General features: G+C 71.7%; 18 protein-coding genes. 2 read left to right on the top strand and 16 right to left on the bottom strand.

Annotation, left to right across the window (positions count from 1 at the left end; translation table 11 throughout):
* Window positions 1-52: 52 nt before the first annotated feature.
* The 11 genes from KVT14_RS08680 to KVT14_RS08630 form a co-directional block, all read right to left on the bottom strand.
* Window positions 53-847, bottom strand: coding sequence for a type 4a pilus biogenesis protein PilO (locus KVT14_RS08680; protein WP_217615292.1), 795 nt, complete (start codon window positions 845-847; stop codon window positions 53-55).
* Window positions 847-1,533 carry a PilN domain-containing protein gene (locus KVT14_RS08675; protein WP_217615291.1) on the bottom strand — a complete coding sequence of 229 codons (687 nt, stop codon included), beginning with the start codon at window positions 1,531-1,533 and terminating at the stop codon, window positions 847-849. Before KVT14_RS08675 ends, KVT14_RS08680 begins: the two co-directional genes overlap by 1 nt.
* Window positions 1,530-2,594 carry a type IV pilus assembly protein PilM gene (pilM, locus tag KVT14_RS08670; protein ID WP_308160978.1) on the bottom strand — a complete coding sequence of 355 codons (1,065 nt, stop codon included), beginning with the start codon at window positions 2,592-2,594 and terminating at the stop codon, window positions 1,530-1,532. The genes KVT14_RS08675 and pilM overlap by 4 nt, the downstream gene beginning before the upstream one ends.
* Before the next feature lie 97 nt (window positions 2,595-2,691).
* The gene (locus KVT14_RS08665) at window positions 2,692-3,489 is read right to left on the bottom strand and encodes an A24 family peptidase (protein ID WP_217615290.1); all 798 of its coding nucleotides are present in this window, start codon (window positions 3,487-3,489) and stop codon (window positions 2,692-2,694) included.
* Window positions 3,490-3,491: 2 nt separating this feature from the next.
* On the bottom strand, window positions 3,492-5,402 hold the full coding sequence (locus KVT14_RS08660; protein WP_217615289.1) for a hypothetical protein: 1,911 nt from the start codon (window positions 5,400-5,402) through the stop codon (window positions 3,492-3,494).
* Between the two features lie 17 nt (window positions 5,403-5,419).
* A complete protein-coding gene (locus tag KVT14_RS08655; protein WP_308160977.1) occupies window positions 5,420-6,157 on the bottom strand; it encodes a prepilin-type N-terminal cleavage/methylation domain-containing protein in 738 nt (245 codons plus the stop codon).
* Between the two features lie 11 nt (window positions 6,158-6,168).
* Window positions 6,169-8,031 (bottom strand): hypothetical protein, encoded by a 1,863-nt coding sequence (locus tag KVT14_RS08650; RefSeq protein WP_217615288.1) that lies wholly within the window; start codon window positions 8,029-8,031, stop codon window positions 6,169-6,171.
* A 94-nt stretch (window positions 8,032-8,125) separates the two neighbouring features.
* Window positions 8,126-8,545, bottom strand: coding sequence for a type II secretion system protein (locus KVT14_RS08645; RefSeq protein WP_254630626.1), 420 nt, complete (start codon window positions 8,543-8,545; stop codon window positions 8,126-8,128).
* Between the two features lie 303 nt (window positions 8,546-8,848).
* Window positions 8,849-10,078, bottom strand: coding sequence for a type II secretion system F family protein (locus KVT14_RS08640; protein ID WP_217615286.1), 1,230 nt, complete (start codon window positions 10,076-10,078; stop codon window positions 8,849-8,851).
* Window positions 10,078-11,751, bottom strand: a complete 1,674-nt coding sequence (locus KVT14_RS08635) for a type IV pilus twitching motility protein PilT (protein WP_308160976.1) — start codon at window positions 11,749-11,751, stop codon at window positions 10,078-10,080. Before KVT14_RS08635 ends, KVT14_RS08640 begins: the two co-directional genes overlap by 1 nt.
* Window positions 11,752-12,074: 323 nt before the next feature.
* Complete coding sequence (locus KVT14_RS08630) at window positions 12,075-13,754, bottom strand: GspE/PulE family protein (protein ID WP_217615285.1); 1,680 nt, start codon at window positions 13,752-13,754, stop codon at window positions 12,075-12,077.
* Window positions 13,755-14,110: 356 nt separating this feature from the next.
* Here KVT14_RS08630 and KVT14_RS08625 point away from each other — a divergent pair, with 356 nt between their 5' ends.
* Window positions 14,111-14,428, top strand: coding sequence for a hypothetical protein (locus KVT14_RS08625; RefSeq protein ID WP_217615284.1), 318 nt, complete (start codon window positions 14,111-14,113; stop codon window positions 14,426-14,428).
* A gap of 102 nt (window positions 14,429-14,530) precedes the next feature.
* A complete protein-coding gene (locus KVT14_RS08620) occupies window positions 14,531-15,370 on the top strand; it encodes a hypothetical protein (protein ID WP_217615283.1) in 840 nt (279 codons plus the stop codon).
* On the opposite strand, the gene KVT14_RS08615 is transcribed toward KVT14_RS08620, so the two are convergent.
* The 5 genes from KVT14_RS08615 to KVT14_RS08595 form a co-directional block, all read right to left on the bottom strand.
* Entirely contained in the window at window positions 15,367-16,332 is a 966-nt protein-coding gene (locus tag KVT14_RS08615; RefSeq protein ID WP_217615282.1) for a shikimate dehydrogenase, read from the bottom strand. The two genes, KVT14_RS08620 and KVT14_RS08615, sit on opposite strands and share 4 nt — an antisense overlap.
* Window positions 16,329-17,495, bottom strand: coding sequence for an endolytic transglycosylase MltG (gene mltG / locus KVT14_RS08610; RefSeq protein ID WP_308160975.1), 1,167 nt, complete (start codon window positions 17,493-17,495; stop codon window positions 16,329-16,331). Before mltG ends, KVT14_RS08615 begins: the two co-directional genes overlap by 4 nt.
* Window positions 17,492-18,109 (bottom strand): Holliday junction resolvase RuvX, encoded by a 618-nt coding sequence (ruvX, locus tag KVT14_RS08605; RefSeq protein ID WP_217615281.1) that lies wholly within the window; start codon window positions 18,107-18,109, stop codon window positions 17,492-17,494. Before ruvX ends, mltG begins: the two co-directional genes overlap by 4 nt.
* Window positions 18,110-18,114: 5 nt before the next feature.
* Entirely contained in the window at window positions 18,115-20,817 is a 2,703-nt protein-coding gene (alaS, locus tag KVT14_RS08600; RefSeq protein WP_217615280.1) for an alanine--tRNA ligase, read from the bottom strand.
* Between the two features lie 128 nt (window positions 20,818-20,945).
* Window positions 20,946-21,331 (bottom strand): hypothetical protein (locus KVT14_RS08595; RefSeq protein WP_217615279.1); only part of this gene is annotated, 386 nt, incomplete at its 5' end.

The raw sequence follows: 21,331 nt of genomic DNA, 5'->3' as shown, positions 1-21,331 counted from the left end.
CCCCGGTCCACGTCGTGGGCCGGGGCGCGGGGGTGGTGCGGTGCGGGCGGGGTCAGCGGCCGGGCTGGAAGGGGTTGACCTGCCCGTCGGGGACCGGGAGCGTGGCGCCGCTGTCGTCCGGGGCCACCAGCGCGGGGTCGAGCAGCACGAACGCGTAGCCCGTGATGGAGAGCTCGATGTCGCCCTTGACCGTCGCCGGACGGCCGCTCTCCGCGCCCTGGTCCTCCTGGGTGGTCGCCGAGATGGACGAGACCAGGTAGAGCCGGCTCGCGCCCTCCTGGAGCGACTGCAGGAACGCGACCGAGCCCTCGTACGACCCGATCGACGTGATCGCGATCGGGATCTGGTAGAACCCCTCGATCGCTGCGGGCAGCTGTGCAGCCGGGGCGGCCGCGGTCGTGTCAGTGGAGCCGTCGGCCGAGGCCTCGGGCTCCGTCCCTTCCGTCGCAGTGCCGGCGTCGGTGGTGGCTGCGGACGCGTCAGCGGCCACCGCCGGCACGAATGCCTCGGCCACGCTCGGCTGGAGCGCGGTGATCGTGACGCCGGCCGTGGACGCGAGGTCGTTGAGCTCGCGCGTGAGACCCGAGGGATCGGTGTCCACCGGCATCTCGGCCCGCAGCACGGCCAGCTCCGCCTTGAACTCGTCCAGGTGCGTCGCCTGCTCCTTGAGCTTGGCGATCTCCTGCACGAGGAGGTCGTTCTGCTGCCGCTGGGAGTCCGCCGCCACGGAGTCCTCGGACGCGCGGGCGACGACCGGGTCGATCATCAGGAACCACGCGGCCACGAGGAGCAGGACCGACAGGACGACCGTGCCCCCCACCCACGCCTTGGCGCTCACCTGTCGCATCACTGCTGGGCCTCCGGCTCGAAGCGGCCGGCGAGGGCCGACGGGAGGAGGTCGACGGTCGCCGACACCTCGTAGAACACGTTGCCGTCGCGCTCCGTGAGCGTCGCGCTGGAGAACCAGGGGTTGTCCATGCCCTTCACGGTGTTGATGGCGTCGATCCACGCGGCGGTGTCCGGGATCGTCGTCGACCGCGCGGTGAACGCGACCTGCCCGATGCTCGTCGCCGACGCGAGCGGGTCTCCGCTGCCGGTCCACGGCTGCGCGAGGGTTCCGACGTTGACGGTGAGAACGTCGTACGAGACCCCCGTCGGCGTGACCGCACGCAGCGACTCGAGGAACGACGGCCAGAGGATCTCGGGTGCCATCGCCTGCTGGCGGGCGCTCTCGGCCTGGCTGATGGCCGACAGCGTCTGCGGCACCTCGGCGTAGGTCGCCTTCTCCGCCTGCAGCGTGACGTTCTCCGCCTGGGCCTCGTCTAGCTGCGCGGCGGCCGCCCGGGCCAGCCAGAGCGACCCGGCGTACCCGGACGCGGCCAGCAGCACGACGATCGCCAGCGCGAGCACGAGCAGCTTCTTGATGGACTGGAGGCGGCGCCCCGCCGTCACCTCCGACGGGAGCAGATTGACCTGGGGCCAGGTCGTCACCGGCGTCGCGTCCGCGCGCCGGGCCGGGCTGACGACGCTCATGCCGCCACCCCCATCGCGAGCCCGAGCGGCACGACGTACGTGGCGGGGTCGGCACCGAGTGAGCGCGGGTCGACGCCCTTGGCTAGCGGCAGCGACGACAGCGGCTCGCCGACGACGACCTGCACACGGGCGGCGCTCGCCAGGTACTGCCCCAGGCCGGGGAGGAAGGCTCCCCCGCCCGACAGGACGATCTGCTGCACGGCTCCTCCGGGGTTGCTGCTCGCGTAGTACACGAGGGTGTTGCGGACGGCGTCGACCAGGCCGGTCGCCACCTCCGCGATGATCTGCTTGGCCGGCAGGCCCTCGGGCGCGGTGGCGAGGCCGATGCCGATCTCCCGCTTGACCTGCTCGGCCTCCTGCTGCGGGATGTCGAGGGTGCTGGACAGCGCCTCGGTGATGTCGTGACCGCCGGACGGCAGGATGCGGACGAACCGCGGGTGGCCGTCGACGACGATGGACACGTTCGTGACCCGCGCGCCGATGTCGACGAACGCGACCACGCCGGTACCGAAGCCCGACCGCGTCTGGACGCGTGCGACCGCGAACGCGTTCAGGTCGACCATCGTCGGACGCAGGCCCGCCGCCTCGACGGCACGCGTGTTCGCCAGCACGGTCTCGGCGGTCGCCGCGACGAGGAGGCCGTGGAGCTGCTGCCCGTCGGCACCGGCGCTCGTGCTCACCGGGTAGAAGTCGAGCAGGGCGTCCCCGACGGCGACCGGGATCAGGCCCTCGACCTGGAACGGCAGCGCGGCACGCAGCTGGGCCGGCGGGAGCGCCGGCATGTCGAGCTCGCGGACGAGCACCCGCTGGTTGCCGACGCCGACCACGACCTCCTTGGAGGAGAACTTCTGCTCCGCCCAGAGCCGCTTGATCGCGCTGGACACCGTCGCCGGCTCGGCGACCTCGCCGTCGTGCACCGCGCCCCAGGGCAGCGGCACGAAGCCGGCGCGCACCACGCGGCCCGGCGCGCCCTTGGCGGCGCCGCCGTTGTCGAACTCGACCTCGACCGCCCGGACACCGGTGGTGCCGATGTCGAGCCCGATCACCCGGGTCTTTGCCACGTGGCCGTCTCCTCGTCAGGTGGTGCGTCCGTGCCGGGGGCACGCTGAGTGGTACATCGGTCGGGCCCGGCGCTTCTTGAGGCCGGGTACGGGTGTCTCAGGCGAAGACACCCAGATAGGCGTCCCAGAGCGATTCGCCGGCGGCGACGCCGACCCAGGCGCCGAGGAGCATCCACGGCCCGAGCGGGATGCCGGAGCCCCGCTTCGCGCGGCCGGCCAGGATCAGCCCGATGGCGTAGATGCCCGCCAGCAGGAAGGTGGCGAACCAGCCGATCAGCACGGGGCCCCACCCGAGCCAGCCCAGGTAGAGGCCGAGCACGCCGGCGAGCTTGACGTCGCCCAACCCCATGCCGGGCGGGTAGACGACGAACGCCAGCAGGTAGAACACGAACAACGCGGCGCCGGCGATCAGCGCGCGGATCAGCGGGCTCCAGTCGGCCTCGCTCCCGGGGTTCCAGCTCGCCAGCGCGAGCAGAGCCAGGGCCACCGGGTACGACGGCAGCACGATCGCGTCCGGCAGCCGGTGGACGTCGAGGTCGATCAGCGCGAGCGCGATCGACACGGCGGCCAAGTACGCGAGCGCGGGCAGCAGCCACGGCACGTCCCGCGCCCAGCAGAGCCACGCGACGAGCGCGAACGCGAGCCCCGTCGCCGCCTCCACCAGTGGGTACCGCGGCGAGATGGGCTCGCCGCAGTCCCGGCACCGCCCGCGGAGCAGCAGCCAGGAGAGCACCGGGACGTTGTCCCGCGCACGGATCGCGTGGCCGCACCGCGGGCAGGCGCTGGGCGGGTGCGCGACGGACTCACCGCGCGGCACGCGCCAGACGACGACGTTGAGGAAGGAGCCGACGGCGAGGCCGACGAGGGCCGACAGGACGACGACGGGAGCGAGCACCGTCAGCCCCGCACGGACGCGGGCGTGTTGATCTCGCCGCTGTACCGGAGCGACCACTGCGAGTTGGCCCACGTCGGGAAGTACGGGGGACGACTGAACTGCAGCCGCTTGTCGTACATGTAGAGCTTCGTGTAGCCGTTCATGCTCGCACCGCTGCCCTGGCCGACGATCCCGCGCCAGCGCTGCGCGATCGAGCCCTTGACGAACAGGGTTCCGGCGTTCCCGCCGACGTTGTACTTCTGCACGAGGAACGAGTGCTGCAGCGTCTGGATCGATCCCGCGATCTGGATGCCGTTGGCCGGGTAGTTCGCTCCCACGCCGGGGTCGGCGTAGCGCTTCGGCCACGCCGCGACCTCGCTCTCGGCCGAGGGACCGCTCCACGCGTAGTTGTAGGCGACGCAGGTCTTGTTCCACCCGCTACCGGAGTACTGCTTGCAGTCCTTCTGCTGCGCGGACACCGTGACCTGCCGCGGGTTGAACACCTCGACCGAGTTCGTCGCGACGAGACCGAGCATGTCGTCGCCGCTCTCGGTGCCGCCCGCGAGGACGAGGTCGCCCGTGACGACGACCGACTGCTCGGCGGAGATCGTGACCCGCCCGTTGAGGACGCCCTCGGCGTACAGGTTGCCCTGCCCGCAGAACTTGGTCGTCTCCTTCATGTTGGTGTCGTACGTGTAGGACTGCCCGCTCGCCGTGGGCGCCGAGGTGTGCGTCTCGGCGTAGGTGCCGACCGGGAGCGTGGCGCCCGACTTGCCACCGATCTCCTCCGCGTAGCACTGCCGGTTCGCGGTCCCCGAGTTGGCGGCGTAGATCACCATCTCGTCTGGGACCGGCACCGTGGCGCCGTTCGTCGAATCAAGGGCGTCGAGAGTGCCGCAGCTCGGTGTGCTGCCACCGGGGGCCGCGATCGCCACCGGAGCCTTGCCTCCGTTGACCGACTTCTTGTTCCAGACGGTCATCTTGCCGTCGGCGCTGAAGATCACACGCGTCGACCCGAAGTAGTGGCAGCCCGGGTTCGTCGCGAACGCGGCCGAGTTGTCGTCCAGGTACTTGGGCTGCGCGTACTGCGGCTTGTAGCTGAAGTTCGCCTTGCTGTTCTGGCCGTCCTGCCGGAGGCAGCTGGTGTTCCAGGACGCGGCCGTGCTCCCCGCGGACGCACACAGCGGGTGCGCGGTCTCGAAGGTCTGCTTGAACGTAGCGCCGGCCGACAGCACGGTGTCGTTGCTGAACACCGCTCCGTCGAGCGTGTCTCCCGTGATGAACGTGATTTCCTGGCAGTTCGCGGACTTGCGGCCGTTGTACCAGTACTTGGCGTTCGCGTAGCCGCCCGCGCCGCAGGCCGTCGTCGCGGTGCCGCCCGCCCCGTAGGCCTGCACGTTCGAAGGGTCCGCGGACTCGAAGTCGGTGTAGTAGACGTAATCGGTGGACCCACCCTTGCCGACGGTCGCCTGGACCGTCCGGTACACGCCGTTGACCCTGCCGGTCACCGTGAGGAGGACCGTGCCCTGGGTCAGCTTGTCGGTGGCGTTCACCGCGTAGTGGTAGAAGGCGTCCTTGGTGGATGTCGCACCTGCGGTCACCGGGGCCCAGCCGACCGGCGTGGTGGCGGTCCAGCCGCAGGAGTTCGCGGTGGTCGACGGTCCGCGCCAGGCCGCGTTGGAGCAGTCCGGCGTCACGCCGTAGGTCGGCTCCCGGTCCATCCGGCTGATGAAGTCCTCGATGCCCGACTGCGCGGCGACCATCGCCGCGGAGTAGTCCTGGTCGTAACGCGCGAACCGCTGGCTGTTGAGCGAGTAGGCGAGCCCGGTCATGGCGAGCATCGCCAGGATGAGCATCGACCCCACGACCACCACCAGGGCGGCACCCTCCTCCCGGTCGCGCCCGCCGAGCCGGCGGAGCACGCCCCTGGGCATCCGAGCAGATCCCCGCATCAGGTGTCCTTCCCCGTCTGCATGACCGCCTGCGCGTTCGGCAGGGTCACGTGCTGGATGTACGTCACCGGCTGAGGCGCCGTCGTGCTCGCGCTCCGCACCGTGAGCGTGATCTCGATGCCGAGCACCTTCTCGAGGTCGGTGGGTGACAAGCCCGAGGCCGACGGGGTGAGCTTCGCGCCGTCGCCCTTGAAGTACTGGAACACCGCGGGCCCGCTCGTGTCGACGCCGGCCACCAGCCGTCGGACGGTCTGGCGGGACTTGCACAGGGCCGTGGCGCCCGCCGCGTCCGGGTTGCAGTAGGTGTACCCGCTCGTCCCGCCCGGGTCCGGCCGCTGCACCTTCTCCACGAGCACGCCTGTACCGGCACCGGACGCCTCGATCGTGTAGGTGATCCGGCTCGGCCCCACCACGTTCCCGGCGTTGTCCAGGTTGGCGTAGAACTGCATCGAGGTCGCGGTGCCCTGGAGGAAGGCGTCCGCGTCCGCGCACGCCGTGTTGCAGCCCTGCGTGAACAGCTGGCTCGGCTTGATCGCCGTGCGCGCGGTCTTCGACATGCGTTCCACCGCGGTGCGCGCCTGGTCCACGAGGTCCTGACGGGCGATGTTCTGGCCGTTCGTCCGCGTCATGGAGATCGTCACCGACGCTGTCGCCGCCACCACGATCCCGAAGATCAGCATGACGACCAACATCTCGGTGAGCGTGGTCCCGCTGTCCCGGCGCAGAACCGCCCGCACGTCTCCCCGCCTCACTGTCCGACTCCCGGCTTACTGGTGCTGAACGGGAGCGTGTAGGCCTGACCGCTCCCGCTCACCACGACGTACCCGCCGTACGTGCAGCCGCTGCCCGTCGCGTTCTTCTGGAAGAAGTACCAGGTGCCGGGCGCCAACGAGTTCGCCACCCAGCTCCCGCCGGAGAGCGTGAGCGCCGTCGAGCCGGCAGCTCCTCCGGAGGTGCGGCAGGTCATCGTGTTCCCCGAGGTCCACGCGTACACGTACCGCGAGGCGGTGGTGCTCGCGCCGTTCACGGTGACCTTGGACGGGGACCCGATCCACGCGATCGTGTTCTCCACGTCATAGGTCAGAACCCGGGAGTACTGTCCGTCGGGCACGCTGCGGCACGCACCCGCGGCGGCGCCGTCGGTGACGTAGACGTACCAGTCCCCGGCCGGGATCACGAGGGGAGCGGTACGCGCGCCGTCGACGTTCATCGCGATCGAGGCCGCGCCAGGGCCGGGGCAGGACGTCACGGTGGTACCGAGGCGCCCGCGGTTGACGGCCCACAGCGTCCCCTCGGGCGCGTTGGTCACGCTCAGGGTGGTGATCCCCCACGGCCGCTCCCCGTTGTCCCCGCCGGTCAGCGTGACACCCGAGTCGCCCGGCGAGCAGTCGAACGCCGGTCCGCTGGCGAAGAAGCTCCAGGTGCCTGGCAGCAGCGAGACCGCGTTCGGGTCGACCTGCCGGACCCCCGCGCCGGTGCAGGTGGTGGTCCCGGCCGGTGCGGCGTAGACGGTCGTCGAACCGTCCGGCAGCCCCGTCAGCCGCAGCCGCGCGGCCGCGAACACGACGTCGAGGGTGACGGTGCCACCCGGCGCGACCTTCGCGGTCGCGAGACCCGTCGCCGGCGGGGTGGTGCCGTGGTACGCGCCGTACGTGGTCGGCCACAGGCCCGTCACGGTGGTGACCTGACCGGTCGTGGTCACCGCACGTGTGTTCGTGCTCCCGGACGACTCGGAGGCCGCCAACGTGATCGGGACGCCGGTCGCAGCCGAGGCGTCCAGCAGGTTCCCCGACTCGTCGACCAGCCGGATCGACGCGGTCGCGGCCTTGTCGATCTGGAACTGCACGTTGTTGTTGAGCTGGCCTCGGCTCACCTTGCCGACGGCCTTGGAGGTGTTGGCTGTGCTCGAGATGTCGACGTACCCGGGGTCGGTGACCTGCGCGGTGTAGTCGGTGCCGAGGCCGGCCGCGGGGCTCACCTGGACGACGGCGCAGCCCTGCGTGTCCGTCGCCCCGGTCCTGGTCGAACCGCCCCCGGACACGGCGACGGCCCGGCCCGCGTTCGGCGCACCGGTCGAGTCCGTGACCTTGACGGCGACGAACGAGTCGGTGGACGGGATGCCGCTGCCCTTCGGGGGCGCCAGCGCCGCCGTCGACACGATCGGCTCGACGTTGCCCATGTCCGGCCAGGTCACCGTCACGGTGATGCCGAGCGTCGGGTAGATGACGAGCGCCCCGCCCTCGCAGGCAGACTGACCGTTCCCCGTGATGTTCCACTGCGCCGACATCGTGACGGTGTACGGCGTGCCGTCAACCACGAGCGGCTGGCCCGCCGTTCCCCCGTCGAGCGGGTGCGAGTTGGTCTTGAGGCCCGCCGAGGCGATGGCGAGCGGGGCCTCCTTGGACGCGCGGAACTCCGCGCGGACCAGGTCCACCTCGCGCGAGGCGAGGTTCGAGGCGGCGACGCGGTTGCGGTTGTTCACGCCCGCGGCCTGGGTCTGCAGCACGATCGACAGCACGGCCGCGGACAGGATGCCGAGCAGGACGCACGCGATCACGACCTCGATGAGGCTGGCACCGCTGTCACGCGTGGGGCGAGGTCGCTCCACCACCATCCGCTCCTCTCCTGCTGCTCGTCCGTCCAGGGCCCTGCATCGACGAGGGCGGGCCCCGGGGATGTCCCCCGGGGCCCGCCCCGTCATGGCATCAGCTGCAGGCCGTGTCCTGCAGGCCGTTCTTGGCCGAGTACGAGACGTTGGTCTTGGTCCCACCAGTCACCGTGACCTGGACGCACCAGTTCTGCGCCGCGGTGTTGACGTCCGTGGTGCTCCCCGGCGTGAGGGACGGCGAGCCGACGCCGTTGGACACGCGGCCGATGTCGTTGCCCGCGACGACGTAGTTCTTCGTCGTGCCGTTCACCGTGACCTCGGTCAGCGGGGTGGTCGCGTCCACGTAGTAGGTCGCGATCTCCTTGCCGATGGTGGAGACGTCCGAGCGCGCCGCGGTGTCCACGGCCTTCTTGCGCTGGTTCATGAACACCGGGATGGCGATCGCAGCGAGGATGCCGATGATGATCATGACGACGAGGAGCTCGACGAGGGTGAAACCCTTGTCCTTCTCGTCCATGGACTTACGAATTCGAGCGAGCACGTCAGGCTCCCCTTCGACTGTGCGGATCAGGAAAGTTCAGCTTCAATTCCAGTGCCGGGTGAGAAACCCGGCGGATGTCACTGCACAGGCTTCATCGGTGGGCACCCCGCGGGCCTTGAGCCGTCCTGAGCGATTCACCCGAGCGCCGTACGACAAACCGGACGCGCCACCCGTTCGTGTGCTGACGAACAGCACCCGCCGTGCCGCAGGTGCACCACACGCAAGGGCCGGGCTCCCGAACGGGAGCCCGGCCCTTGCGTGTGACATCGCGCCTCTAGCTCACTGGATGGCGCCGTAGATGCTGAAGATCGGCATGTAGAGCGCGACGATCATGCCGCCGATGATCGCGCCGATGACGACGATCATGATCGGCTCGATCAGCGACGTGAGCTGCTCGGTGGTCGCCTCGACCTCCTGGTCGTAGAAGTCGGCGACCTTGTCGAGCATGGTGTCGAGGGCACCGGTGTCCTCGCCGACCGCCATCATCTGCACCACCATCGGGGGGAACACCTTGTGCTGCGCCAGCGGCCCGGTGAGGGACTGCCCCGTGCGGACGGAGTCACGGACGTCCTTGACCGCGTGGCTGATGACGATGTTCCCGCTCGTGTCACCCACGATGTCCAGCGCCTGGAGCAGCGGGACACCCGACCGGATCATCGTCCCGAAGTTGCGGGTGAACCGCGCGATGGCGACCTTCTTGAACAACGATCCGAAAACCGGGATCTTGAGCTTGAAAGGGTCGAACTTCTCGCGCACCGCGAGATCGTTCTTGTGCTTGCTCCACCAGAAGGCGAACACTCCACCCGCGACAGCGAGCGGGAGCGCGGTCCACTTGAGGAACTCGGAGAGCCACACCAGCACCTTGGTCGGGGCAGGCAGCTCCGCCCCGAGCTCCTCGAACATGTTGCTGAACACGGGCACGATGAACATGAGCATGCCGATCACGGCCAGGATCGCGATGCAGAACACGACGACGGGGTAGGTCATCGCGGACTTCACCTTGCCGCGCAGCTTGACCTCGGCCTCAAAGTTGTTCGCGATCGACAGCAGCACTTCCTCGAGGAAACCACCGACCTCGCCCGCGCGGACCATGTTGAGCATCAGCGGCGGGAACACGTCCTTGTGTCGCTCCATGGCGGACGACAGCGACTGCCCGGTCTCGACGTCACCCCGCACCTGACCGAGCACCTTGGCGAGCGCCTTGTTCTCGGTCTGGTCCGCGAGGATGGACAGCGCGCGCAGGATGCTGAGGCCCGCGGCGACCATGGTGGCGAGCTGCCGCGCCATGACCGCGAGGTCCTTGGTCTTCACCCCGGAGCCGCCGCCGATCCGGATCTCCTTGTTGAGACCGGACGTCGACACCTCGTTGATCGCGACCGGCGCGATCCCCATCGTCTTGAGCCGGCCGGCGACCGCCCCCTGGTGCGGCGCCTCGATCCGGCCCTTGTGGATCTTGCCGCCGGAGTCGAGCGCCTGGTACTCGAACGTCCGCAGCTCCATCGTGGCCATCAGCGCTGTCCCATCTGCCCGTAGCCCTGCGTGCCCGGCGTGGCGGACTGCAGGGACGCGGCGCCCTGGTTGATGGACGTCGACCGGCCGGTGAGCCGGTTGTAGTCCTCGGTGTTGTGGCACTTCTCGAGGCCGACCTCGTAGGTGATCTTGTGCGCGCGCACGAGGTCGGCGAGGTGCTGGTCGAGGGTGTGCATGCCCTGCTGGGCGCCCGCCTGCATGGCGGAGTAGATCTGGTGGGTCTTGCCCTCGCGGATCAGGTTCCGGATGGCCGGCGTCGCGATCATGACCTCGGTGGCGACGATCCGGCCGGTGCCGTGCGACCGCTTGCAGAGGGTCTGGCAGACGACGCCCTGGAGCGCGGACGCGAGCTGCGTGCGCACCTGCTCCTGCTGGTAGGACGGGAAGACGTCGATGATGCGGTCGATCGTCTGCGCGGCGTCCTGGGTGTGCAGGGTGGCGAACACGAGGTGGCCGGTCTCGGCCGCGGTGAGCGCGACGGACATGGTCTCGAGGTCGCGGAGCTCGCCGACGAGGATGATGTCCGGGTCCTGCCGCAGCACGTGCTTCAGCGCGTTCGCGAACGAGTGCGTGTCCGCGCCGACCTCGCGCTGGTTGATGATCGACTTCTTGTGCCGGTGCAGGAACTCGATCGGGTCCTCGACGGTCATGATGTGGTCCGCGCGGGTGCGGTTGGCCATGTCGATGATCGAGGCGAGGGTGGTCGACTTGCCCGAGCCGGTCGGGCCGGTCACCAGGACCAGGCCGCGCGGGAGGCCGGCGAACGAGCCGACGACCGGCGGGACGCCGAGCTCCTCCAGCGGCTTGATCTCGTAGGGGATCACGCGGAAGGCCGCGCCGATCGACTCGCGCTGCTGGTACAGGTTGACGCGGAACCGGGCGTGGCCGCGCAGGGCGTACGCGAAGTCCAGCTCGAGCTCGGACTCGAACTGCTCGCGCTGCTTCTGGGTGAGGATCGAGAACAACACCCGGCGCAGCGGCTCGGCGGCGAGCACCGGGAAGCCGTCGAGCGGCACGAGGGAGCCCGACGAGCGGATCACGGGCGGGGCGCCGCTGGTGAGGTGCAGGTCGGACGCGCCGAGCTCGACCATGCGGGCGAGCACGTCGTCCAGCCGGAGGTCGCCCTCGGTGGCGGCCTGGCCCATGCCGGCGCGCTGGTGCGGGCGTGCGGAGGTCTGGGGCGCCGGGGGCTGCGGCGGCTGCTGCGCGAGGGACGGCGCCGGCGCCGCGGCCGGCGGGGCCGCCGGGAGGGTCTGAGTGGGCGCCTGCGGAGCGGCGTACCCCGGGGGCGGCGGCGGGTAGCCGGCGGCCTGGGTCTGGGCGGGCTGGCCCTGCGCGGCGGGCGCCCCGGCGAACGCCGGCTCGGCCTGCTGCGCCTGACGCAGCGACGCCCGGGTCGGCGCGGCGCCACCGGGCGCGCCCGCCGGCGGGGTCAGCGGGGCGGGCACGGGGCCGCCGTACCCGGCGGTGGGCAGCGTGGACCCGTAGCCGGCCGGGACGCCCTGCGGGGGCAGCACCGACGGCACGCCGCCGGGTGCACCCGCGGGGGCCTGGGCAGCCGGCGCCTGGCCGGCCGCGGCCTGCCCCGTCGGCGGCAGGTACGGCGGGAGGGCCCGCGTCTCCGCCGGGTCGCCCGTGTAGGACTCGCTCACCGTCGTTCCCCTTCCTCGCCCACCCGGCGGCACACCGGGCCGTGCTACGCATCCCCTGATCGGCGCAGTGCCCCGCCCTCTTGAGGGTTCCGGCGCGCTTCCACTCCCCCGCCCGCACGGACCACCCGGCCGGCGCGCCCGGCGACCGCCCGGGCGGGAGCACGACCGAGTAGCCGACGCGTCGAGCGAGTAGTCCTCGACTGCTCGCTCGACGCGTCGGCTACCCCCTCGGCGCACCGCGCGGGCCCGGAGAGGCGCGCCAGCAGAGGCCAGGGCTCCCCCTGCGCACGACCTCCCGGCCGGGCCCGGAGCCCGTCAGCGCCTCACGCGACGACGCGCAGGATCTCCTCGACCGACGTCTGCCCCAGCGCGACCTTCTGCCAGCCGTCGTCGCGGAGCGTGATCATGCCCTGCTGCCGCGCGGTGGCGCCGATCTCGGCGGCCGACGCCCGCGCCACGGCCAAACGTTCGATGTCCTCGGTCACCCGCATGACCTCGTGCAGCGCGACGCGCCCGCGGTACCCGGTGCGCGAGCACGCGACGCAGCCGACGGGCCGGAACAGCTCGGGCAGCGGCTCCCCCGGCACCCACGGGAACCGCGCGCCGATGAGCTCGGTCTCGGTCGGGACGTACGGCTCGCAGCACTTGGCGCACAGCCGCCGGGCGAGCCGCTGGGCGACCACCGCGTCGAGCGCGGAGCCGACGAGGAACGGCTCGATGCCCATCTCGGTGAGCCGGGTGATCGCGGACGGGGCGTCGTTGGTGTGCAGGGTCGAGAGCACGAGGTGGCCGGTGAGCGCCGCCTCGATGGCGATCTGCGCGGTCTCGTGGTCGCGGATCTCACCGAGCAGGACGACGTCGGGGTCGGACCGCAGGATGGAGCGCAGCGCGCCCGCGAACGTCAGGCCGGCTTTCGGGTTCACCTGGACCTGGTTGATGCCGGCGAGGCGGTACTCGACCGGGTCCTCGACCGTGATGACGTTGATCTCCGGCTTGGAGACCGCGTTCAGCGTCGCGTACAGGGTGGTCGACTTGCCGGAACCCGTGGGCCCGGTGACCAGGATCATCCCGTACGGCTTGGTGTACGCGTCCTTGTACGACTCGTAGTTGTGCTCGAGGAACGCGAGGTCGCGCAGGTCGAGCGAGGCGGTCGAGTTGTCCAGGATTCGCATGACGATCTTCTCGCCCCACACCGTCGGCAGGGTGGCGACACGAAGGTCGATCTTGCGGCCGTTGTGGGTGACGGACATGCGGCCGTCCTGGGGCTTGCGGCGCTCCGCGATGTCGATGTCCGACATGATCTTGACGCGCGAGATGACGCCGCCCTGGATCTGCTTGGGCGAGCGCTGCATCTCGTGCAGCACGCCGTCGATGCGGTACCGCACGCGCAGGTCGTGCTCGGTGGGCTCGATGTGGATGTCAGAGGCCCGGTCGGAGATCGCCTGGGTCACCAGCAGGTTCACGTACCGGACGATCGGGGCGTCGTCCTCGACGGCGTTCCCGATGCTCGACAGGTCGACCTGCGCCTGCTGGGACTGCTGCTCCTCCTCGAACGCGGAGGACAGGTCCTCCATCTCGCCGTCGGCGCGGCAGAACCGCTCGATCGCGCGGCTGAGGTTCTCGTAGGTCGCGACGATCGGCAGGACCGCCATGCCGGACACGGTGCGCACGTCGTCGACGGCGACCACGTTGCCGGGGTCGGCCGTGGCGAGGACGAGCGCGCCGTCCTGGAACCCCACGGGCAGCACGGTGTACCGGCGGCACAGCGCGGCGGGCACCATCGAGACCGCGGACCGGTCCACCTGGTACTCGTCGAGGTCGACGAACGCCATCCCGACCTGCCGCGCCAGCGCGGCCACGAGCTGCCCCTCGGTGAGGACCCCGATCTCCACCAGCGTGCGGCCGAGGGACTGCCCCCGGGCCATCTGCTCGTCCAGCGCGGCCATAAGCTGCGCCTCGCTGACCAGGCCCTCGTCCAGCAGGATCTCGCCGAGCTGCTTCACCCCGTTGCCCTTTCGTCCGGGGCAGGCAGGTGCACCGGCCCCGTAGGACCCATCGGCACGCGGGTGCGGGGAGATGAGGACCCGGAAGCGTCCGAGCCACCGCGGTGGCGGTCGCGGGGTGGGTCAATCAGCGCGTCAGGTGGCCGCGATCGAAGCGACTCGCAAGAAGGACGCGGCCAGGTCGCTGGCCCAGTGCGGAGCGCTTCGGGGTGACGGAAGTCCCTGCGGAAAGTTTCACACCGCCGGAAGGATGAATCACACCTGGTGTTATGTCACATCTGACTCGGCGAAATGGCACCTCTGACTGCCGCTAGCGTCGCAGATGTCCGCGCAAGCACCACAACGAAGGGGAACTGATGAAGCTGCACAAGCGAGCCCTGGCGACCGTCGCCGTGACCCTGGCCGCCGCGATCGGACTGGCGATCCCGGCGTCCGCGCTCTCGTACGGGGTCGGCGGCGTCGCCATCCGCAATGCGAAGAGCACTTCCGCGACGATCCTGGGTCGCGGCTACCCCGGGCAGGTCATCCAGATCACCGCCCCGCAGCCGGTCTCGGCCGGGGGGACCTACAGCTGGTCTCTCGACGGGCAGTCCGGGACATCCAATCAGTGGCTCTACCACACCAACGTCTCGACGGGCGTGACCGGCTTCAGCGCCTTCATGCTCTTCCACTGACCGACCCATCGGCGGCGCGGCGGCCTCGCACGGCGAGGCCGCCGCGCAACGCAGCAGAGGACAGCACCGTTGACCACGACCAGAACCCGAACGCGACGCCTCGTGGCCGCATTCCTGGCCTGCGCGCTGATCGTCACGGTCGTCATCGTCGTGCGCAGCCAGCGGCGGCCGCACGTCGTCGAACCCCGTGCGCTGGCGACGACCGACTCCGCGCTTCTCGAGAGGTACGGGCCCGCGCCGCTCGACGCCTACGAATGGTCACCGGAAGACAAGCGCATCGTGCGAGACGCCTACAACGAGGTTCTCACGCGCTGCCTCCAGGACCGAGGAATCACGTACGAGGCGCAGCCGCCCGACGTGTGGTCCAACGCCTATCACTGGTACGACTTCCTGGGCCTCGTCGACATCGAGCGCGCCCAGGCCGTTGGCTACCAGTCTCCCGACGTGGACGAACTCGACGCACTCCGCCGCGCGGCCGCCGAGCCCGCTATAGCGGACGCGTCGTCGGACGAGCTGACCCAGGCGCTGTCGGCACCGGGCGGGTGCACCGATACCGCGCTCGACGCGATCGCCGCGGATGACCCGACGGCCGACCTCGAAGTGAATGCGCGGCTGTACTTGGAGGCGACCACATCGGCGCGCGCCGACCCTGCGGTCGAGCGCGCGCTCCAGGGGTGGCGGACGTGCATGCTCGAGTACGGGTACGACCTGGAGACGCCGACGCTGCCCGAGCTGATAACCGCACCCACCCCGGAGAGCCGACGACAGGCCATCTCCGACGTGAACTGCAAAGCAGATGCACAACTGGTGTCCATCTACATCACCGCGCTGTATCGGCAGGAGTCTCGCCTGGTCGCCGAGCACGCGAGCGAGCTGGAGGCTTACCGCGAGGTCAACGCCCAGCGGCTCGAACTCGCTTCCCAGCAGCTCGCTGGGTCCTAGCTCTCGACGAGGCCCAGCGCACGATTGAGCGCTGCGTCCATCGCGGCGAGCGGGCCGGGCCGGCCGGTCATGAGGCGTACCTGCTCGACCGCCTGGTGCAGCAGCATCCGCTCTCCGGGCACTGCGACCCCGCCGGCGCCGAGCCAGGCGGAGTGCAGGGCGGTAGGGCGCGGGTCGTAGGCGACGTCGAGCAGCACCGCCCTCGGTCGGAGCCCGGGCGCGGGGCCCGCAGCGGCGAGCTCGGCCGCCAGGTCGTCGGCGGCGTGCGGCGGCAGGGTCGAGACGACGAGGTCGGCGCCGGCCAGCGCGGCGGGCGCGCCGTCGAGCGTCCGGAACGCCGGCTCGACGCCCATGCGGTGCGCGGCGCGGGCGAGCGCGCCCGTGCGGCCCAGCGACCGCGCGAGCACGACCGGCGTCGTGCAGCCGAGCTCGGCGAGCGCGGCGAGGGCGGACGCGGCGGTCGCGCCCGCGCCGAGGACGACAGCGGTGCGGACCGGGCGCTCGTGCCCCGACGCGGGGTCCACGGCCGCGGTCGACGCGCTCGCGCCCTGCGGCGCAGCGCCGGGGGCACCGGCACCGCGCTCCGCGGCCGCCGCCAACCCCTCGGACAGCGCCGCGACGATCCCGTGCACGTCCGTGTTCGCCCCGGTGAGCACCGGCCGCCCCGACCCGCCCGCCTGCACCAGCACGGTGTTCACCGCCCCGACGACGGCTGCCAGCGGCTCGACGTGGTCGAGCAGCGGCAGCACGGTCTGCTTGAGCGGCATGGTCAGGCTGAGCCCGGCCCAGCCGGCGTCGAGATCGCCGACGAACGCCGACAGCTGCTCCTCGGTGACGTCGACCGGGTCGTACGCCCAGCCGTCGAGCCCGAGGGCCCGGTACGCGGCCCGGTGCAGGACCGGGGACAGCGAGTGCGCGATCGGGTGGCCGAGCACCGCGGCGCGGCGCGCGGCACCGGTCACTGGTTCGCCGCCTGCCACTCCCGCAGCTCGGCCTCGTTCACCTTGTGCTCGTCGTAGGTCTCGGCGAACTTGGTCTCACCGGTGTCGAGGTTGACCGTCACCCAGAACAGCCACGGCCCGTCCGCGGGGTTGAGCACGGCGTCGATCGACACCTCGCCCGGGTTGGCGATCGGGGTCGGCGGCAGGCCGGGGACCTTGTACGAGTTGTACGGGTTGTACGGCGGCTGGGCCTGGCTGGTGTCCGCGTAGGTCAGCTCGGTGCCCGAGATCCCCAGGCCGTACGCGTTGATCGCGTCGATCTGCAGCGGCATCTCGATGTCGAGCCGGTTCTGGATGGCGCGCGCCATCTTCGCCCGGTCCTCGTCGAGCTTGCCCTCGCGCTCGACGATCGACGCCTTGTTGAGGACGGTCTCCCACTGGTCCTGGGCGACGCCCTTGGACGTCAGCAGCGCGGTGGTGCGCCCGACCATCTGTGTCAGCACGCTGGCCGCGGACGAGCCCGGCTCGACCTCATACGTGGCGGGGAACAGCCAGCCCTCGACGTTGCCGCCGGCCTCGGCGGGCAGCCCGATCTCGGCGGGGTCGGCCGCGGCGGCCTCGAGGTCCTCGACGGTGATACCGGTGACCTCGTAGACGCGCTGGTAGATCTGCTTCGCCGTGTAGCCCTCGGGGATCGTCACCCGGTTCGACACGCGGTTGGCGGGGTCGAGGAGGGCGGCGACGGCGTCGCTGGCCTTCATCTCGAGCTGCAGGCCGTAGGTGCCGGGCTGGATGCCGGTGGCGGCGGGGTTCGCGGCGTACGCGCTGGTGAACGCGTTCACGGTCGCGACGACGCCGGCGTCGACCAGCGTCTGCCCGATGGCGCCGCCGCTGTCGCCGGACGCGACGGTCACCTGGACCTCGCCGCTTCCCGGGCCCGGGTAGTCCTGGACGGTCTCGTCGGCGCTGCCGCCGCCGGAGAACAGGTCGCCGAACACGCTCCACACGACGAAGCCGGCGCCGCCGACGAGGACCAGCGCGAGCAGGAGCACGACGACGCTGCGGCGCCGCCGGTGCTTCTTCTGCTTCGCGCGCTGCTCCTGCGAGTCGCGGCGCGAGCGGCGCGAGGGCGGGGGTGCCTCGTGGTGCTCCTGCTGCGGAGCACCGAGGAACAGGTCGCTCACTCGGTCGTCCCTTCGGTGTGTCCTGCTCGTCCAGCGTCCTGCCGACCCCCCGGGCGCTCCTCGGCGGGAGGCTCCGGGCGGGTCGCCGTGACCCGCTCACCGGGCCGGCGGCCCGAGGAGCGCTCCGCGTCGAGCGCGGTCTGCAGGATCACCACCGCGGCCGCCTGGTCGACGACCGCCCGGTGACGACGCCCGGACCGGCCGGACGCGTGCAGCGCCTGATGGGCGGACACCGTGCTCATCCGCTCGTCGACCAACCGCACCGGAACCGGTGCGACGGCCTGCGCCAGCGCACCAGCGTACGCGCGTGCGGCCTGTGCTGCCGAGCCCTCGGTCCCGGAGAGGTGCTTCGGGAGGCCCACGTACACCGCCGCGGCGAACCGCTCGGCCACCTCGGCGACGATCGTGGCGACGTCCGACGGCAGCGCGCCCGGGGCCGGAGTGCGGGTGTCGCGGGGCAGCGTGTCGACCGGCGTGGCCACGAGGCCGTCCGGGTCGCTGGCCGCGAGGCCGACCCGGACGGAGCCGACGTCCACGGCGAGCCGGGCCCCGCGCACGACGGCGTCGGGGTCCGCCGCGCCGGGCGCGTCGGCCGCGTCCGGGGTGCCGGCCACCGGGCTCAGGCCCCCGCCCCGATCGCCTCGCGGATGCCTGCCAGCGCCTCGGGCAGCCGGGCGGCGTCGGCTCCACCGCCCTGCGCCAGGTCGTCCTTGCCGCCGCCACCGCCGCCGAGCAGCCCGGACGCGGTCTTGACCAGGGCGCCCGCGCGGATGCCCTTCTCCCGCGCCGCGGCGTTCGTCGCGACGACGACCACCGGTCGGCCCTTGGCCACGCCGCCGACCGCGACGACGGCCGGCGCGGACTCGCCGAGGCGGGAGCGGACGTCGAGCACCAGCGTGCGCAGGTCGTCCGCGGCGACCTCGCCCGCGTCGTGGGTGACCACGCGGGTGCCGGCGATCTCCGCTGCCGAGGACGCCAGCGAGCCGGCGACCGCGAGCACCTGCGCCGCGCGCAGCCCCGCAAGCTCCTTCTCGGACTCCTTGAGCCGGGTCATCAGCGAGGACACCCGGTCGGCGAGCTCGTCGGGGCGCGCCCCGAGCAGCCCGGAGATCTGGCCGACGAGCGCGCGCTCCTTGGCGTGGAAGCCGTACGCCCCGTCGCCGACGAGCGCGTCGACCCGGCGGACGCCGGAGCCGATCGAGGCCTCGCCGAGCAGGGTGACCAGGCCGAGCTCGCCCGACTGCCGCACGTGCGTGCCGCCGCAGAGCTCGCGGGACCAGTCGCCGCCGATCGACACGACGCGCACCTGGTCGCCGTACTTCTCGCCGAACAGCGCCATCGCGCCGAGCGCGCGCGCCTCGGCGATCGGCATGACCGCGTCGGTGACCTCGAGGTTCTCCTGGAGCCGGGTGTTGACCCGCTCCTCGACCTCGGACAGCACGCCCTGCGGCACGGCCTGGCCGGCGCGGAAGTCGAACCGCACGCGGCTGGGCGCGTTCTCGGAGCCCGCCTGCGTGGCCGACGGGCCGAGGGACTCCTGGATGGCCTTGTGCACCATGTGCGTCGCGGTGTGCGCGCGGCTGATGGCGATGCGGCGGGCGGTGTCGATCGAGGCGACGCCCGGCTCGTCCAGCGTGACGGTGCCCTCGACCAGGCGGCCGCGGTGGACCGGCAGGCCCTTGACCGGGGCCTGGACGTCGTCGACCTCGATGGTCGCGCCGCCGTCGAGCACGATCGTGCCGTGGTCGGCCAGCTGGCCGCCCATCTCGGCGTAGAACGGCGTCACGTCGAGGACGACCTCGACCTCGGCCGGCGCGGTGGCCGCGGGCGACGGCTGCCCGTCGACCAGCAGGCCGACGACGCGCGAGCGGGAGGTGCTGCGGTCGTAGCCGACGAACTCGACCGGCTTCGCCCCGGACCCGCTCAGCGTCGCGTGCAGGTCCTGGTACGCCGCGGTGTCCGTGCGGCCCGCGCGCTTGGCCAGGGCGTCCGCCCGGGCGCGGTCGCGCTGCGCCTGCATGAGCGTCCGGAACGCCTTCTCGTCGACGGAGACGCCCTGCTCGGCCGCCATCTCGAGCGTGAGGTCGATCGGGAAGCCGTAGGTGTCGTGCAGCTGGAACGCCTTCTCGCCCGACAGCAGCGGGGCCGCGCTCGGCGTCCCGGTGCCGGTGGACTTCGCCTCGGAGACGGCGAGGTCGAGGATCGAGGTGCCCGCGGTGAGGGTGCGCAGGAACGCCTCCTCCTCCGCGTACGCGACCTTGGCGATCCGGTCGAAGTCGCGCGCCAGCTCGGGGTACGACGGCGACATCGCGTCGCGGGACACCGGCAGCAGCGTCGGCAGCGCGGGCGTCTCGACGCCGAGGAGGCGCATCGCGCGGACCGCGCGACGCAGCAGGCGGCGCAGCACGTAGCCGCGGCCCTCGTTCGACGGCACGACGCCGTCGCCCATGAGCATGAGGCCCGAGCGCACGTGGTCGGCGACGACGCGCATCCGGACGTCGTCCTCGTGGTCCGCGCCGTAGCGGCGGCCGGACAGCTGCTGCGCGGCCTCGATGACCGGGAAGACCTCGTCGATCTCGTACATGTTGTCGACGCCCTGCAGCAGGAACGCGACGCGCTCCAGGCCCATGCCGGTGTCGATGTTCTTCTGCTTGAGCTCGCCGAGGATCGGGAAGTTCTCCTTGCCGCCCCCGTCGCCGCGCTCGTACTGCATGAAGACGAGGTTCCAGATCTCGATGTACCGGTCCTCGTCGACGACCGGGCCGCCCTCGGCGCCGTACTCCGGTCCGCGGTCGACGTAGATCTCCGAGCACGGGCCCGCGGGGCCGCGCGCGCCGGTCGACCAGTAGTTGTCCTTCATGCCGCGGCGCTGGATGCGCTCGTCCGGCAGGCCGGCGATCTTCTTCCAGAGTTCGGCCGCCTCGTCGTCGGTCTCGTAGACCGTGACCCAGATCTTGTCCTCGGGGAAGCCGTAGCCGCCCTGGTCCTGCGGAGTGGTGATCAGCTCCCACGCGTGGGTGATCGCCCCCTCCTTGAAGTAGTCGCCGAAGGAGAAGTTGCCGTTCATCTGGAAGAACGTGCCGTGCCGCGTGGTCTTGCCGACCTCCTCGATGTCGAGGGTGCGCACGCACTTCTGCACGCTCGTCGCGCGCGGCCACGGGGCCGTCTGCTCGCCGAGCATGTACGGGATGAACGGCACCATGCCCGCGATGACGAACAGCGTCGACGGGTCGGGCGAGATCAGCGGGGCGGAGGGCACCACGGCGTGGCCGCGGGCCTCGAAGAAGTCGAGCCAACGCTGGCGGATCTCGGCGGTGCGCATGGTGTCCTCGTCTGGGTCGGGTGGCGGGGGTCGCGGGCCCTCGCCCGTTCTCGTGGTTCAGCGCCGCCGGCGTCGGGTGTGTTCCCGCGCGGGCGACCGGGTGCAGCCTAGGGGCCGCGAGGTGCAGGTCAGTAGAACGAGTACGGCAGGTCGCCGTCGTCGTCCGCAGGGTCGTCCGTCGGCTCGTCGGCCCAGCCCTTGCGGGCGCGCGCGGCGCGGGCCGCGTCCCGGGCCTCGGGGTCCCGGTGCCAGGCGGGCGGGACGGCGCCGTGCGCGTCGTGCTCGGCCTCGCGGGCCGCGGCACGGCGACCGGCGCGCTCGGCGCGGATCGCGTCCACGTCGACGTCGCCGACGAGGTCGTGCCGCAGCTGCGCCTCCCGCTCGGCCATGCCGGTGCGGAACTCGCGGCGGGCGTCGGACAGCGACCGGACGGCGCCGGCCGTGGTGGCGCCCGCGCGGAACGCGGTGCGCGCGGCGCGCGCGGCCGTGGCAGTGGCCCCCGGGCGGGCACCGA

It is taken from the genome of Cellulomonas sp. GbtcB1, from assembly GCF_019091725.1.
Classification (GTDB): domain Bacteria; phylum Actinomycetota; class Actinomycetes; order Actinomycetales; family Cellulomonadaceae; genus Cellulomonas.
This window is presented reverse-complemented; position numbering and strand designations above follow the sequence as displayed.